A 15317-nucleotide genomic window follows, 5' to 3' on the forward strand; every position below is an offset into this window, starting at 1 on the left:
CTAGTCGACGGCATGGCCGTAGTCGACCGAGCCGGTCGGCGCGGGGGTCGCCGCCGAGGTGAAGACCGCCCCGACGCCGTTCCGGTCGGGTGCGCCGATCAGCAGCCCAGAGGGCCCGTCGGCCGCCAGCGACCAGCCGTAGCGCTGGCCCGGCTGGGGCGGGACCGGCAGCGCGGTCACCCGTCCGTCGACCGTGCTGGTGTGTACGCCGCCCGTCGCCCCCTTCGTGTAGGGGTGGCCCATGGCGAGCCTGCCGTCGCCGGTGAACGCCAGGGCCCAGCCGAGACCGGTCGTGCCCGGCACGGTGATGGCCCTGACGGGTTCGAGGTCGGCCCAGAGCTGCACCATCCCGGCGTCGCGCGGCCCGGCGAGAGGCGCGCCCGCGGCCAGGTAGGAGACGCCGCCGATCCGGGCGGTGGCCAGCGTCCAGCCGAAGCGGTTGCCCGCCTCCTCCGCCACCTCCGTGGTCGCCTGCCCGAGGTCCCACTTCTTGCTCTTGTACGGCGCCCCCGCCAGCACGTCCTGGACGACGACCACCGTCCCGGCGTCGACGATGCCGCTGGCGACCTGCCGGCCGGTGCCGTCGTTGTCCTCGTAGGGCACGCCGACGGCCAGGTCGGGCCGGTCGGGGTCGCCGTGGAAGGTCAGCGACCAGCCCCACATGTCGCCGACCTCGCCGTTGCCGATCATGCCTTCGGACTCCTGGTTCAGCCGCACCCTCCCTTGGGGGGAGAGCAGGTGGACGGCCCCGGCGTCGGTCAGCGGGTCGTCGGAGTGCGGTTCGCCGACGGCCAGCACCGCGCCGCCCGGCAGGTCGGCCGCCGCGAGCGACCAGCCGAAGTGGGCGTCCTTCTCCGGGTCCGGCGCGGTCAAGGTCCGCACGCCGCCCGCGCCGAACACGTAGACCGCGCCCTCGTCGCGGGCTCCCGCGTAGGGGGCGCCGACGACGACGTCGAGACAGCGGTCGCCGTCGACGTGGGCGGTGGCCACGGCCCAGCCGAAGCCGGTGTTGGCCTCGCCGCCGGGAGCTTTCAAGGTCTGGCCGCCGAAGGTGACGGTCTCGGCGAAGGGGTCGCCCACGGCGTGGCCCGTGTCGGCGCAGGGCGCGGCGGCGGCCGTACCGGAAGGAAGGAAGGCCGCGCCGAGCAGCAGGGCGGCGAGCAGCCGGGTCACAGGGCCACCTCCAGGCCGCCGCCGAACTGGAGCCGGGCGGGGACGCGGTCGTCGGGGAGGTCGAACACGAGCATGCCGTCGGAGCGGCCGCCGGGCCGCAGCCCGCTCGGCAGCGGAGTGGAGAGGCGATGGGCCTGGTAGGCGGTGCCGGTGTCGTCGAGCAGCACGGGCGTGGCGGCGATCGAGACGAGCTCGCCGCCGGTGTTGACCATGCTCCACGGGATCACGCAGAACTCCCCCTGCGTCGCCGCGACCCCTTCGAAGTCGGCCAGCCCGCAGCGCGGGTCTTTGGTGACGACCAGGTCGACGCCGAACCCGGCCCCGACGGTGATCCGCCGGCCGACGTCGCCGTCGGCGGCCTCCTGCGCGGCGATCTGCACGGCGGTACGCGGCTCGTTGTCACCCGACACGACCAGCACCCCGACGCTCACGACGAACGCGACGAAGATCACGATGGCCCCGATGAGCCAGCGGTCGGTCCGCGACCGCGGTGGCTTGATCGGTGGACCTTCGGTGGTGTCGGCCTCGTTCGCGGTGACGACGGTGACGGGGGCCGCCTCCTCCACGGGTTCGGGGAAGGACGCCTGGAGGGTGCGGTTGAGCTCCTCCACCGGCATCAGCGGCTCGGCCTGCCGGACCTCCGGGTCGCGCGCGGAGACCGCCGGCAGCGCGCCGCCGACCAGGGCGATCAGCAGATCCTGCGCGGTCGGGCGGCGGGTCGGGTCGGGGTCGGTGGCGAGGCGGACCAGCTCGTTCAGCGGCTCGGGGAGCGCGCCCAGGTCGGGGCGGCTGTTCAGGACGCGGGCCGCCAGCGTCACCATGTTGCCCTGGCCGTAGGGGTGGCGGCCGGTGCCGGCGTACGCCACCAGGCAGCCCCAGGCGAAGACGTCGGTCCACGGGCTGACCGGCTCGCCGCGCACCTGCTCGGGCGCCCACCAGCCGGGGCTGCCGAGGAGCTCCCCGGCCTGGGTGAAGTCGTGGGAGGCGTCGAGCGCGCGGGCGATGCCGAAGTCGATCACGCGCGGGCCCGACAACGACAGGATCACGTTGGCCGGCTTCAGGTCGCGGTGGACCAGCCCCGCCACGTGGATGGCCGCCAGGGCCGCCGCCACGCCCAGGGCCACGCCGTGGAGCGGTCCCGGTTCGAGCGGGCCCTCCTGGGCGATCTGCCGGTTGAGCGGGGTGCCGGCGATGTACTCGGTCACCATGTAGGGCCGCCCGTCGGGGGTGTTGCCGTTGTCGAGCACCTGCGCGGTGCAGAACGAGGCGACCTTGCGGGCGTTCTCGACCTCGCCGTGGAAACGCGCCGCGAAGGCGTCGTCGGCGAGCTGGGAGCGGACCACTTTGAGCGCGACCAGGCGGCCTTCGGTGACGGCCAGGTAGACCGTGCCCATGCCGCCCTCACCCAGGCGGCCCAGAAGCCGGTAGGTCCCGATCGTGGCGGGATCGTCGGGGCGGAGCGGCTCGGCGCCGGTCGGTTCCATCTGAGGGCTCTCCTAGGGCCTGTGCGCGTTCATGGGGGATTCGGGGCAATCGCCAGCATGGATTGCCCGCGGGGGTCGCGAACAGGTAATTCGACGCGTTCGCATGCCCGACACTGGTTGCATGAGTCTGCTCGGGCCCGTCGAGGTGCGCACGCTAGCCGAGAAGTTGAACATCCGGCCCACCAAGAAGCTCGGGCAGAACTTCGTGATCGACGGCGGCACCGTCCGCAAGATCGTCAGAGTCGCCGAGGTGACGGCCGACGACGTCGTCATCGAGGTCGGTCCGGGGCTCGGGTCGCTGACCCTGGCGCTGTTGTCGGAGGTCGCCGAGGTCGTCGCGGTCGAGATCGATCCGGTGCTGGCGCGCCAGCTCCCCGAGACGGTCATGGTCATGCTTCCTGATTACGCCGACCGACTGCGGGTCGTCCAGGCCGACGCCTTGCGCATCGTTCCGGATGACCTGCCGAGCCGGCCGACCGCGCTGGTCGCCAACCTGCCCTACAACGTGTCGGTCCCGGTCGTGCTGCACCTGCTGCAGATCCTGCCCGAGCTGCGCCGCGGCCTGGTCATGGTGCAGTCGGAGGTCGCCGACCGGCTGGCCGCCCGCCCCGGCTCCCGCGTCTACGGCGTGCCGTCGGTCAAGGCCGCCTGGTACGCCGACGTCCGCCGCGCGGGCCCGGTCGGCCGCAACGTCTTCTGGCCGGCCCCCAACGTCGACTCCGGCCTGGTCTCTCTTGTCCGTCGTGAGCCCCCGGCGACCACCGCCACCAGGGAGGAGGTGTTCGCCGCGATCGACGCGGCGTTCGCCCAGCGGCGCAAGACCCTGCGCGCCGCCCTGGCGGGCTGGGCGGGCTCCCCGGCGCTGGCCGAGGAGGCGCTGGTGAAGGCGGGCGTCGACCCGCAGGCCCGGGGCGAACAGCTCGACGTGGCCGACTTCGCCCGGATCGCCGAACACCGCCGCTAGGCTCCCGTCACGTGATTACCGTGCGTGTGCCCGCCAAGGTCAATCTTCAGCTCTCCGTCGGCCCGCTCCGCGACGACGGCTTCCACGACCTCGTCAACGTCTTCCAGGCCGTGTCCCTGTTCGACGAGGTGACCGCGTCGGAGTCAGACCGGGTCGAGGTCGTCTGCGACCACGCCGACGTGCCGCTCGGGGCCGACAACCTGGCCGCCAGGGCCGCCCACGCGCTCGCGCCCGGCCGGGGCGTCCGGCTGGAGATCAAGAAGACCATCCCGGTCGCCGGCGGCATGGCCGGGGGCAGCGCCGACGCCGCCGCCGCGCTCGTCGCGTGCGACGCCCTGTGGAACCTCGGCAAGACCCGCGAGGAGCTGATGGAGATCGGCGGCACGCTCGGCAGCGACGTGCCGTTCGCGCTGCTCGGCGGCACCGCCGTCGGCACCGGCAAGGGCGAGGTCCTGACGCCGATGGAGGTCTCGGGCGACTTCCACTGGGTGTTCGCGCTGGCCGACGGCGGCCTGTCGACGCCGCAGGTCTACGGCGAGTGCGACCGCATCAGGGAGGCCACCGGCGACCACGCCGCCTGGCCGGTGCTGAGCGACCCACTGGCCAGGGCGCTGGCAGAGGGCGACGCCGCCGCGCTCGGGGCCGCGCTCGTCAACGACCTGCAGCCCGCCGCCATCATGCTGCGCCGCTCCCTCCACCGCACCCTCGACGAAGGGCGCGCGCTCGGCGCGCTCGGCGCGCTCGTGTCGGGCTCCGGGCCGACCTGCGCGTTCCTGGCCGCCGACGAGATGCACGCCCGCGAACTCGCCGTCTCGCTCACCAGCTGCCGTGAGGCCGTCGTGGCCTCCGGACCCGTGCCGGGAGCCGCGATCGTCTAGATAGGCTTGGCGGGCGATGAATCTGGTCAATCTCGAATCCGTCTCCCATGCCTTCGGCCCGAAGGCGCTGCTCACCGGGGTGTCGCTCGGGGTCGAAGCGGGCGAGCGCATCGGTGTCGTCGGGCGCAACGGTGGCGGCAAGACCACCCTCGTCTCGATCATCGCCGGTGAGCTCACCCCCGACAGCGGGCGGGTGACCCACACGCGCAACCTGCGCGTCGGGGTGCTCGCCCAGCGCGACCTCTTCGATCCCGACGCGCCGATCCGCGACATCGTGCTCGGCCAGCAGGCCGACCACGAATGGGCCGGCGACGCCCAGGTCCGCGAGATCCTCGCCAACCTGCTCGGCGACCTCGACCTGTCGGCCCACGCGGGCGCCCTGTCCGGCGGCGAACGCCGCCGCACGGCGCTGGCGAAGCTGCTCATCGGCGACCACGACCTGATCGTGCTCGACGAGCCCACCAACCATCTCGACATCGAGGCCATCGCCTGGCTCGCCGGCCACCTGTCGGCGCGCAAGTCGGCCCTCCTCGTCGTCACCCACGACCGCTGGTTCCTCGACGCCGTCTCGACCCGCACCTGGGAGGTCGTCGACGGTTCCGTCGAACGCTACGAGGGCGGCTACGCCGCGTTCGTGCTGGCCAAGGCCGAACGGGCGCGCATCGCCCAGGCGGCAGAAGACCGGCGGCAGAACCTCATGCGGAAGGAGATCGCCTGGTTGCGGCGCGGCCCGCCCGCCCGCACGTCCAAGCCGAAGTTCCGCATCAACGCCGCCGAGGCGCTCATCGCCGACGTGCCGCCGGCCCGCGAGACCGTCGAACTGCTCAGGTTCGCGACCGCGCGCCTCGGCAAGACCGTGTACGACCTGGAGAACGTCACCCTCCACGCCGGTGGCCCGAACACGGGCCCGCTCGTGCTCGACCACTGCACCTGGCAGTTCGGCCCCGGCGACCGCATCGGCCTGATCGGCGTCAACGGCTCGGGCAAGTCGACCGTGCTGCGCCTGCTGTCCGGCACCGTCACCCCCGACGAGGGGAAACTGGTCCAGGGCCGGACCGTCAAGCTGGCCCACCTGTCGCAGGAGCTCGCCGAGCTCGACCCGACCCGGCGCGTGCTGGAGACGGTCGAGGAGATCCGCAAGTACATCACCGTCGGCAAGAAGGAATGGACCGCCTCCCAGCTGCTCGAACGCCTCGGCTTCAAGGGCGAGGCGCAGTGGAAGGTCGTCGGCGACCTGTCGGGCGGCGAGCGGCGGCGGCTCCAACTGCTGCGGCTCATCATGGACGAACCCAACGTCCTGCTGCTCGACGAGCCGACCAACGACCTCGACATCGAGACGCTGACCGAGCTCGAAGACCTGCTCGACGGCTGGCCCGGCACCCTCGTCGTGGTCAGCCACGACCGCTACTTCCTGGAGCGGGTCTCCGACCGCACGGTCGCGCTGCTGGGCGACGGCCGGTTGTCGATGCTGCCTGGCGGGGTCGACGAATACCTGGAGCGCCGCGCCGCCGGAACCGCCGTGTCGGCCCGTGCGGCCGCAGCGGAGCCCGTGACGGTCGTCGCCGAGGCCGCAGAGAAGAAGGTCTCCCAGAAGGAGCTGCGGGAGCTCCAGAAGGAGCTGAGCCGGCTGGAGCGGCAGGTCGACAAGCTGTCGGAGCGTGAGGCCAAGGTGCACGCCCAGATGGCCGAGGCGGCCAGCGACTTCGAGAAGCTCGGCAAGCTCGACGCCGAGCTGCGCGACCTCGGGGCCCAGAAGGAGGCCGCCGAGCTCGAGTGGATGGAGCTCGCGGAGCGCATCGGCGAGTAGTCCAGGTCTTCCATACAAATGAGAAGGAGCCCGGTTGGCCGACCGGGCTCCTTCTTTTAGCTTCAGATGACTTGGGGCACCTTCCGAGTCATCTCAGCACTACGCGTTGGTGGCAGATCAGACGATCTTGCCGGACCAGAGAGCCGCCGCCACCTTGTAGACGCCGTAGGTCTCACCGTCGAAGTACGGCGAAACCGAGGTGTCGTAACGGTTGTTCTTGTCGGTGTCAGCGACACCGATCGTCACACCGTTCAGGTAGCCGAGGCGACGGGCGCTCTTGTACTGAGCCAGCCACGACGAACCGAGCGAGCCCTCGCCCGTGAAGGACGACTTGACCCCGATGATCTCCTCAGCCTTGATGTCCGAGGCCTTGGCCGCGAACGTCTTGCCGTAGGTCCACTTCAGGGTGTGCCCGGTGAAGGCGTGGTTGCCGTCCGGGTGCTTGCCGCTCGGGTAACCGAAGACGTAGACCGACTGGCCGACCTTCTGGTTGTACGCCAGACCCTGGCCACCGACGTTGTCACCGAGGCGACCGACGTCCTTGAGGCCGATGTTCAGCGTCGAGCCGAACAGGATGTAGTCGACGTCGTAGTTCAGCCAGAAGGTCCGCTTGACGTACTTGTAGGTGTTGCCCCACTTGTACGAGAAGACGAAGGTCTTGTAACCGGGCTGCCAGTAGGAGTCGCCGTCGTTCTGGGTGCCGGGAGCGGAGCGGAACTCCTCCTGGCTGATGAACGTGTCGGTGACGCCGGTGCCCGGCTTGAAGGTGTGCGCCGGAGCGTCGGCCTTCACGTTGTACGACTGGAACTTCTTGAACTCGTTCCAGGTGACGCCGTCAACCTTCTTGCCCTCGGGGCCAGCGGTGACGTGGTCGTCGTCGACCTTCTCGACGATCCAGAGACGGGACGCGCCGGTCTCCTTCTTGTCCTCGAGAGCCTTCTTGGCGGCCTCGGCGGCAGCCTTGGTCTCGTGCTTGCTGAGCTCGCGGTCCTTGTACACCTCGCCGGCGACGGGGAGGACACCGTTGTACACGTTCACGAACGCGTAGTTGCGGTCGCCGTCCTCGTAGACGTCGAAGTCGTAGTGCGTGAAGGCCTGCTTGCCGACGTAGATGCCCCACGGGGTCTTGCCCTGGTAGTAACCGGGGATGAAGACCCACTTGTCGAGGGTGGCCTTGTTGGACGCCGTGTCGTAGACACAGTGACCAGCGGTGGCGACGAGGTTCTTGTAGCTGCTCTGGAGCGAGGTGCCGGTGCACCAGTGCGGCTTGCCGTCAGCGCCGATGAAGAACACCTTGCCCGAGGTCTTGGGCAGGTTGACGTTCTTCGAGACGCTGGTGGTCTTCTTCTCGTCACCGATGGCCGGAACGATGCCGGGCTTGGTGTCGGCGGTGGGGCCACCGGTCGACACGTGCTTGCCGACGACCTGAGTCTCGACGTTGTAAGGCGTCGCGCCGATCAGGTTGGCCTTCATCTCGCCGTACCAGAAGGCCGCGACCTGCTGGGCAGCGAGGTTGGTGTTGGCCAGGCTGTCGGAGGCGACGTCGCCAGCAGCCTGCGCCGGGGCGGCGACGACCGCGGAGGCAAGCAGCCCCGCGCTCAGACCGCCCAGAATGAGCGTGCGCTTCATGTGGAACTCCCAGGTCTGTCGTGGGACGTCACTTGCGCCCCATGCGTCAGGAAAGGAACGTTCAAGAAGCTATAAGACGGAAAGGGGGTGTGAAAGCAAAAAGACCAACTGCCCGGGGCGGCTGGGATGGGGAAAGTTGCTGTAAACCTGTGGGGTTCCTGTGAAGATTCCGTTATTTCCGCTGATCGCAGGGCATGTCGATCTGTCACGCCATGGATCGATCCAGCTCAGACGTGTGATGTAAATCACACCACTCTGAGGGGAACCAGATCGTGGGTTAAGACCGTCTTAGTCCGACACGACTACGCAGTGTCGGATGTGTCGAACGGTACGAGAAGGGTGCGCAGCAGCCCGGAAAGATCTTGCTGCTGCTGCCGGCCGAGGGCCGCGAGCAGCTCTTGCTCCCGCCTGAGCAGGTCGGCGAAGGCCGAGTCGACCCGTTCGAGCCCCTTGACGGTGAGCCGCACCAGCACGCCGCGCCGGTCGTCGGGGTCGGGGTTGCGGGTGACGAGCCCGGCGGCGGCCAGCCGGTCGATGCGGTTGGTCATGGTCCCCGACGTCACCAGAGTGGCCCGCAGCAGCGCCCCCGGGCTCATCTCATAAGGGGAACCGGCCCGGCGCAGCGCCGTGAGGACGTCGAACTCCCAGGGCTCCAGCCCGTGCTCGGCGAAGGCGGCCCGCCTGGCCCGCTCGAGGTGCCGGCTCAGCCGCGACACGCGGCTCAGCACCTGGAGAGGCGTTACGTCGAGGTCGGGGCGCTCCTGCCGCCAGGCCGCGACGAGCCGGTCGACTTCATCCTCGGCTGAGCTCATGGATGACGAGTCTAGCTTTTCTTGACGTCAAGACATCTCTCTTGATATCAAGTATCTTTATGTCAAGAGATTCCATCTGGGACCCCACCGTCTATGGGCGGTACGCCGATGAGCGGGCCCGGCCCTTCTATGAGCTGACCGGGCGGATCAGGGCCGAAGACCCCGCTCACGTCGTCGATCTGGGCTGCGGCACCGGTGACCTGACCGCGTCGCTGGCCGTTCGCTGGCCGCACGCGCGCATCCACGGGGTCGACTCCTCGCCCGAGATGATCGCCAAGGCCCCGCAGGGCGCCACGTTCGAGGTCGCCGACGTGCGCGACTGGACTCCGGCCGAGCCGGTCGACGTGATCGTGTCGAACGCGCTGCTCCAGTGGGTGCCCGAGCACCGGGAGCTGCTCGTGCGGTGGGCCCGGGAGCTGAACCCGGACGGCTGGCTGGCCTTCCAGGTGCCGGGGAACTTCACCGCGCCCAGCCACCAGGTGATCAGGGAGCTCTGCCAGAGCGCCGAATGGGCCGGAGAGCTGGCCGACCTCGCCTGGCGCGACCCGGTCGACTCCGCCGCCGGCTACCTGGAGCTGCTGGCGGGCGAGGGCCTGACCGTGGACGCCTGGGAGACCACCTATCTCCACGTGCTCCAGGGCGACGACGCGGTGCTCCGCTGGGTGAGCGGCACGGCGCTGCGCCCCATGCTCACCCGCCTCGGCCCCGACCGCCGCGAACGGTTTCTCGCCGACGCCGGCCGGGTGCTGGCCGAGGCCTATCCCCGCCGCGACTACGGCACCCCGTTCGAGTTCCGCCGCATATTCACCGTGGCGCACAAATGATCACCGGGATTCACCACGTGCAACTCGCCGTCCCGCCCGGTCGCGAGGACGAATTGCGCGCCTTCTACCGCGACCGCCTCGGCCTGACCGAGATCCCGAAACCGGCCGGGCTGGCCGGGCGCGGGGGCGTGTGGTTCCGCGGGGAGGGCGCGGAGTTGCACCTCGGCGTCGAGGAGGGCTTCCGGCCCGCGCGGAAGGCGCATCCGGCGCTGCTGGTGCGGGACCTCGCGGAGGTGCTCGCACGATTTCCCGAATGCGAAATCGATCGGCTGCTGCCGGGATATGTACGCAGTTACATCCACGATCCGGTGGGAAATCGTCTAGAACTTATCCAGCCCGTGTCGCGATAGGCGATTTGTTCACCTTCAGGTGGCATCATGGCCGCAATTCGGCCGTTTCACGTTTACCTGGAGGTGCTGGTGGCGATCGAGATCGAGGACAAGTTCGATGTCCCAGACGAGTTCGTCGTGCCGGACCTGCTCGGCGTCAAGGGCGTCGAAGCGGAGTCGGGGCCCAAGTCCCACCAGCTCGTGGCCGTCTACTTCGACACCCCCGATCTGCGGCTCGCCACCCGAGGCATCACCCTGCGGCGGCGGCGCGGCGGCGACGACCCCGGCTGGCACCTGAAGCTGCCCAAGTCCGCCGGGGTGCGGCAGGAGATCCAGCGGCCGCTCACCCGCAGCGCCAAGATCGTGCCGGCCGACCTGGCCGCGATGGTGCTCGTCTACACGCGCGGGCAGGCGCTGGTGCCGGTGGCCGAGCTCGACACCAAGCGGTCGGTGACCCGGCTGCTCGACGCCGACGAGCAGGTGCTGGCCGAGATCGCCGACGACCGAGTCAAGGGCACCGTCTACGGCGAGCCGCCGCGGATCGAGCGGTGGCGTGAGGTCGAGGTCGAGCTCGTCAAGGGCGACGAGGCGCTGCTGAAGCGGGTGGGCAAGCGCGTGATCAAGGCGGGGGCTGCCACGGGTGGCTCCGCCAACAAACTGGGGCGGCTGCTGGGCGAAGCCGTACAGAAACTGCCGCAGTCGCCGACCGAGGGGACGGTCGGCGCCGCGGTGTTCGCCTACCTGCGGAGCCAGACCGACGCGCTGATCGCGCAGGACGGCCGGGTGCGGCGGCAGGAGGAGGACGCCGTGCACAAGGCGCGCGTGGCGTGCCGGCGCATGCGCAGCGCGTTCAAGGCCTTCTCCTCGATCGTGACCGAGTCGGACGCGCTCCAGGAGGAGCTGCGCTGGCTCGGGGAGGTGCTCGGCGAGGTGCGCGACCTGGAGGTCATCCAGGCCCGCTTCGGCAAGGAGCTCGACGGGCTCGACGACCACCTGATCGTCGGTCCGGTCAGGGCGCGGCTGCTCGACGACCTGAAGCTCCAGGAGCAGGAGGGCTACGAGCGGGCCCGCGAGGCCATGAACGGCGAACGCTACTTCGCGCTGCTCGACGCGCTCGACGAGCCCTACGTCTTCACCCACCGGGCGACCCGCGAGGCCGGGCCCGCGCTGGCCAAGATCGTGGCCAGGGAGTGGAAGAGGGTGCACAAGAAGCACGACACCGCCCAGGCCATCGACGACATGCACGAGCGCGAGATCGCCATGCACGACGTGCGCAAGGCGGCCAAGCGCGCCCGCTACACCGCCGAGGCGGCCGGCATGGGCGACGAGGCCGCCCGCGCCGAGGCGATCCAGGAGGCCCTGGGCACCTACCAGGACGGCGTGGTCGCCCAGGAGACCCTGGAGAAGGAGGCCGCCAAGGCCCGCGCGGCCGGCGAGGACACCTTCACCTACGGCGTGCTGGCCGGCCTGGAGCGCGCCGCCGCCGAACGCGCCCGCGACAAGTTCCCGAAGCTCTGGAACAAGCTCACGTGACGTAACGGTCGACGCTGACCAGTTCACCCTCCGCGTGGTGGAGGACGGCGAACCCGCCCTTTCTCAGGTGGGTGTCGCCGATCCGCCCCTCGCAGAGGGCGCCCAGCAGGTCGGGCAGGACCTTGCCGTGGCTGCACACCGCGGTCGGCTCGGTCAGCTTGCGGACCAGCCGGAGGGTGTCCTTCGGGTCGTAGCCGGGCTCGGAGAGCAGTTTCTCCTTGCGGATCGACAGGTCCGAGGCGGTCGCGTAGGGCTTGAGGGTCTGGGTGCAGCGGCGGCTCGGCGAGCTGACCAGGTTGCGCGGGGCGTAGGCCGACAGGGCCTCGGCGACCACCTCGGCCTGGGCCAGCCCGTCGGCGTCGAGCGGCCGCCGGTCGTCGTGGCCCTTCCACTCCGAGCGGCTGCCCGCCAGGCCGTGCCTGACCAGGATCAGCGGCACCGTCACCAGCGGCGCCGCCGTCAGGGCCCGCAGCAGGCCCGCGTCCCACTCGTAGGTGAGCCGGTCGCGGGCCTCGTCGAGCGGCATCCAGACGACCTCGTCGACCTCGTCGACCGCCGTCAGGTCGTCTTCGGCGCTGACCCGCGCGGCCCAGTAGTCGACCCGCTTGAGGCGGCCGTCCTTCAGATAGTGGACGGGCGGCAGCGAGCGGCCCAGCACGACCGACAGGCCGGTCTCCTCCCGGACCTCGCGCAGCGCCCCGGTGATGACGTGCTCGCCCGCCTTGAGCTTGCCCTTCGGGAACGACCAGTCGTCGTACTTGGGCCGGTGCACGAGCGCGACCTCGGGGGAGGTCTCGGCGCCGCGCCAGATCACGGCGCCGGCGGCGTGGATCACGTCGGTCATTTGCCGTCGTCCACGGTCCGCCAGCGTCGCGTGCCGATGAGATGTTGCTGCAGATCGGCGCCGCCGTTTTGGCGAAGCCAACGGCCATCTGAGGTGAGCCACCATGTGTCCGTCCCGTCGGAGAACGCGCGGTCGAGCAGGTCGGCGATGTACGACCGGTGTTGTGCTCCGGTCACCTTCACCAGGGCCTCCACCCTTCGGTCGAGGTTGCGTCGCATCAGGTCGGCGCTGCCGATCCACATCTCGGGCCGCCGTCCGCCGCCGAACTCGTAGATGCGGGAGTGCTCCAGGAAGCGCCCAAGAAGGCTTCTGACCCTGATCGTCTCGGACAAACCCGGTACGCCCGGCCGCAGGGTGCAGATGCCGCGGACCCACAGGTCGATCGGCACGCCCGCCTGCGAGGCCCGGTAGAGGGCGTCGATCACGGGCTCGTCGACAAGAGAGTTGGTCTTGATCCGGATGCGGGCCGCGCGGCCCGCCTTGTGGTGGGCGATCTCCCGGTCGATGCGGGCCAGCAGGCCGTGCCGCAGCGAGTGGGGCGCGACCAGCAGCCGCCGGTACGCCGAGTGGTTGGAGTAGCCCGTCAGGTGCATGAACAGGTCGGTGACGTCCTCGCCGACGAGCGGGTCGGAGGTGAGCAGGCCGAAGTCCTCGTACATGCGGGCGGTCTTCGGGTTGTAGTTGCCGGTGCCGATGTGGCAGTAGCGGCGCAGCTCGCCGTTCTGCTCCTGGCGCACGACCAGGGCCAGCTTGCAGTGGGTCTTCAGGCCGAGCACGCCGTAGACGACGTGGCAGCCGGCCTTCTCCAGCTTCCTGGCCCACGAGATGTTGGCGTGCTCGTCGAACCTGGCCTTGATCTCGACCACCACGACGACCTGCTTGCCCGCCTCGGCGGCGTCGATCAGGGAGTCGACGATGGGGGAGTTGCCGGAGGTCCGGTAGAGCGTCTGCTTGATCGCCAGCACCGCCGGGTCGGCCGCCGCCTGCTCGATGAACCGGCCCACGCTGGTGGAGAAGCTGTCGTAGGGGTGGTGCAGCAGGATGTCCTTCTCGCGCAGCATCGAGAAGATGTCGTCGTCGGCGTGGATCACCTCCGACGGCACGAACGGCCGGTAGCTGAGCTCGCCCCGGTTGTGGGTCGGCCCCAGGTCGGCGATCGTGTGCAGCCCCGATAGGTCGAGCGGGCCGGGCACCCGGTAGATCTCGTGGTCGTGTACGCCCAGCTCCTCGACCAGCAGGTCGAGCACCTCGGGCGTGATCGTGTCCTCGACCTCGATGCGCACCGGCGAGCCGAACCGGCGGCGGCGCAGTTCGCGCTCCAGGGCCTGCATCAGGTTCTCGGTGACGTCCTCGTCGACGTCGAGGTCCTCGTTGCGGGTGACCCGGAAGACGTGGTTCTGGACGATCTCCATGCCCTTGAACAACTGGCCGAGGTGGGCCGCGATGACGTCCTCAAGAGGCACGAACCGGTCTTTGGCCACCTTCACGAACCGGGGCAGCTGCGGGGGCACCTTCACCCGCGCGAAGACCGTGTTGCCGTTGACGGGGTTGCGGACCGTGACCGCCAGGTTGAGCGACAACCCCGAGATGTTGGGAAACGGGTGGGCCGGGTCGACGGCCAGCGGCGTCAGCACCGGCCTGATCCGCTCGCGGAACAACTTCCGCATCACCGTGCGCTCGTCGCGCCCCAGGTCGGCCCAGCGCACGATCTCGATGCCCTCGGCCACCAGCTCGGGCACGATCGTCTTGTGGAAGATCGCCGAATGGCGCTGCACCAGGACGTTGGCGATCCCGTTGATGCGCTCCAATTCCTCGCTGGGCTTCAGCCCGCTCTGCGCTCTCAGCAGCAGTCCGGTGGCCATCCGCCGTTTCAGGCCCGCGACCCGCACCATGAAGAACTCGTCGAGGTTGCTCGCGAAGATCGCCAGGAACCGCACCCGTTCGAGGAGGGGGAGCTTGGGATCTTCGGCTAGTTCGAGCACACGTTCGTTGAACTGAAGCCAGCTCTCCTCTCGGTTGAGGAATCGCTCGTGAGGGAGGGGAAGCTCCTCCGGGGAGATGGGCACGGAAATTTCGGCGGACATGTCCTGAATATGCCCGAGTTTGTTGAACGACGTGTTAACTTCCCCGCAACGAAATTGCCAGTCTCACGCTTCACCCTCGCGGGCACGTGCGAGCTTCTCGTTCTCCCTGGCCTCGCGGGCGCGTACCTTCTCCTGCTCCCGCCGGAGCTTCTCGGCCTCCTTGGCCTCGCGCTCCCGCTGCTTCTCGGCCTCGCGCCAGAGTTTCTCCTGCTCCTTGCGCTGACGGCTGAGCTCTTTGGGGTCGGTCAGCGGGCCGGCCGGCAGCGGCGGGGCCAGCACCAGGCCCCGGGAGGCGTTGGTCAGCGCCGGGACCGGGTCGAGGTCGCTCAGCCCGTTCCAGCAGAGGTTCACCAGGTGGGCGGCGACCGCCTCACGGCTGGGTTTGCGCACGTCGAGCCACCACTGGCCGGTCAGGGCGACCATGCCGACGAGCATCTGGGCGTACATGGGGGCGGTCTTGGGGTCGTAGCCCCGGCCGGCGAACTCGTCGGCCAGCACGTCTTCGACCTGGCTGGCGATGTCGCTGATCAGGCTCGCGAAGGTGCCGGTGCCGGAGGCGGCGTGGGAGTCGCGGACCAGGATGCGGAAGCCTTCGCTGCTCTCCTCGATGTACTGGAGCAGCGCCAGGGCGGCCCGCTCCAGCTTCACTCGCGCGTGGGTCGCCGACAGCGCCTGGGTGACGAGGACCAGCAGGCGCTGCATCTCGCGGTCGATGACCACGGCGTAGATGCCTTCCTTGCCGCCGAAGTGCTCGTACACCACGGGCTTCGACACGCTGGCGTGTGCGGCGATCTCCTCCACCGAAGTGCCGTCGAAGCCCTTCTCCGCGAAGAGGGAGCGACCGATCTGAATCAGCTGCTCGCGCCGTTCCGCGCCCGTCATTCGCCTGCGGGATCTGGATTCGGTCACGGCACCATAATGGCGGGCCGTGAGAGTGACGGCACAGGCACGCCCTC

Annotated in this window: 13 protein-coding genes; 6 read left to right on the forward strand and 7 right to left on the reverse strand. The window is 69.8% G+C overall.

Annotated elements, in window-relative coordinates; all coding sequences use genetic code 11:
* Entirely contained in the window at positions 1-1173 is a 1173-nt protein-coding gene (locus AW274_RS31930; RefSeq protein WP_062440215.1) for an FG-GAP repeat protein, read from the reverse strand.
* A complete protein-coding gene (locus tag AW274_RS43180; protein ID WP_062440219.1) occupies positions 1170-2657 on the reverse strand; it encodes a serine/threonine-protein kinase in 1488 nt (495 codons plus the stop codon). The genes AW274_RS31930 and AW274_RS43180 overlap by 4 nt, the downstream gene beginning before the upstream one ends.
* A gap of 121 nt (positions 2658-2778) precedes the next feature.
* Between AW274_RS43180 and rsmA the strand changes: the two genes are divergently transcribed.
* From rsmA to AW274_RS31950, 3 genes are read left to right on the forward strand one after another with little or no spacing between them, the layout of a single operon-like run.
* Positions 2779-3621: a 16S rRNA (adenine(1518)-N(6)/adenine(1519)-N(6))-dimethyltransferase RsmA gene (rsmA, locus tag AW274_RS31940; RefSeq protein WP_157520842.1), complete on the forward strand. Its 843-nt coding sequence runs from the start codon at positions 2779-2781 to the stop codon at positions 3619-3621.
* 14 nt (positions 3622-3635) lie between these two features.
* Positions 3636-4499: a 4-(cytidine 5'-diphospho)-2-C-methyl-D-erythritol kinase gene (locus tag AW274_RS31945; protein ID WP_062440678.1), complete on the forward strand. Its 864-nt coding sequence runs from the start codon at positions 3636-3638 to the stop codon at positions 4497-4499.
* 16 nt (positions 4500-4515) lie between these two features.
* Positions 4516-6306 carry an ABC-F family ATP-binding cassette domain-containing protein gene (locus AW274_RS31950; protein WP_062440226.1) on the forward strand — a complete coding sequence of 597 codons (1791 nt, stop codon included), beginning with the start codon at positions 4516-4518 and terminating at the stop codon, positions 6304-6306.
* Positions 6307-6423: 117 nt separating this feature from the next.
* Here AW274_RS31950 and AW274_RS38715 read toward each other — a convergent pair whose 3' ends face one another.
* Positions 6424-7935, reverse strand: coding sequence for a trypsin-like serine peptidase (locus AW274_RS38715; RefSeq protein ID WP_063813762.1), 1512 nt, complete (start codon positions 7933-7935; stop codon positions 6424-6426).
* Positions 7936-8237: 302 nt separating this feature from the next.
* The gene (locus tag AW274_RS31960) at positions 8238-8747 is read right to left on the reverse strand and encodes a MarR family winged helix-turn-helix transcriptional regulator (RefSeq protein WP_062440229.1); all 510 of its coding nucleotides are present in this window, start codon (positions 8745-8747) and stop codon (positions 8238-8240) included.
* A gap of 59 nt (positions 8748-8806) precedes the next feature.
* Between AW274_RS31960 and AW274_RS31965 the strand changes: the two genes are divergently transcribed.
* The 3 genes from AW274_RS31965 to AW274_RS31975 are packed head-to-tail and all read left to right on the forward strand — an operon-like array spanning position 8807 to position 11433.
* Positions 8807-9571: a trans-aconitate 2-methyltransferase gene (locus AW274_RS31965; protein WP_062440232.1), complete on the forward strand. Its 765-nt coding sequence runs from the start codon at positions 8807-8809 to the stop codon at positions 9569-9571.
* Positions 9568-9921, forward strand: coding sequence for a VOC family protein (locus tag AW274_RS31970; protein ID WP_062440237.1), 354 nt, complete (start codon positions 9568-9570; stop codon positions 9919-9921). The genes AW274_RS31965 and AW274_RS31970 overlap by 4 nt, the downstream gene beginning before the upstream one ends.
* A 27-nt stretch (positions 9922-9948) precedes the next feature.
* Positions 9949-11433, forward strand: coding sequence for a CYTH and CHAD domain-containing protein (locus AW274_RS31975; protein ID WP_063813764.1), 1485 nt, complete (start codon positions 9949-9951; stop codon positions 11431-11433).
* Here AW274_RS31975 and AW274_RS31980 read toward each other — a convergent pair.
* The 3 genes from AW274_RS31980 to AW274_RS31990 all read right to left on the reverse strand — a co-directional run bounded on the left by AW274_RS31980 (position 11426) and on the right by AW274_RS31990 (position 15270).
* Complete coding sequence (locus tag AW274_RS31980; protein WP_062440241.1) at positions 11426-12277, reverse strand: NUDIX hydrolase; 852 nt, start codon at positions 12275-12277, stop codon at positions 11426-11428. The two genes, AW274_RS31975 and AW274_RS31980, sit on opposite strands and share 8 nt — an antisense overlap.
* Complete coding sequence (locus tag AW274_RS31985) at positions 12274-14361, reverse strand: RNA degradosome polyphosphate kinase (RefSeq protein WP_062440244.1); 2088 nt, start codon at positions 14359-14361, stop codon at positions 12274-12276. The genes AW274_RS31980 and AW274_RS31985 overlap by 4 nt, the downstream gene beginning before the upstream one ends.
* A gap of 63 nt (positions 14362-14424) precedes the next feature.
* Positions 14425-15270, reverse strand: a complete 846-nt coding sequence (locus AW274_RS31990; protein WP_232320567.1) for a TetR/AcrR family transcriptional regulator — start codon at positions 15268-15270, stop codon at positions 14425-14427.
* Positions 15271-15317: the final 47 nt, after the last annotated feature.

Origin of the sequence: Herbidospora daliensis (assembly GCF_001570585.1) — a bacterium.
Lineage (GTDB): Bacteria > Actinomycetota > Actinomycetes > Streptosporangiales > Streptosporangiaceae > Herbidospora > Herbidospora daliensis.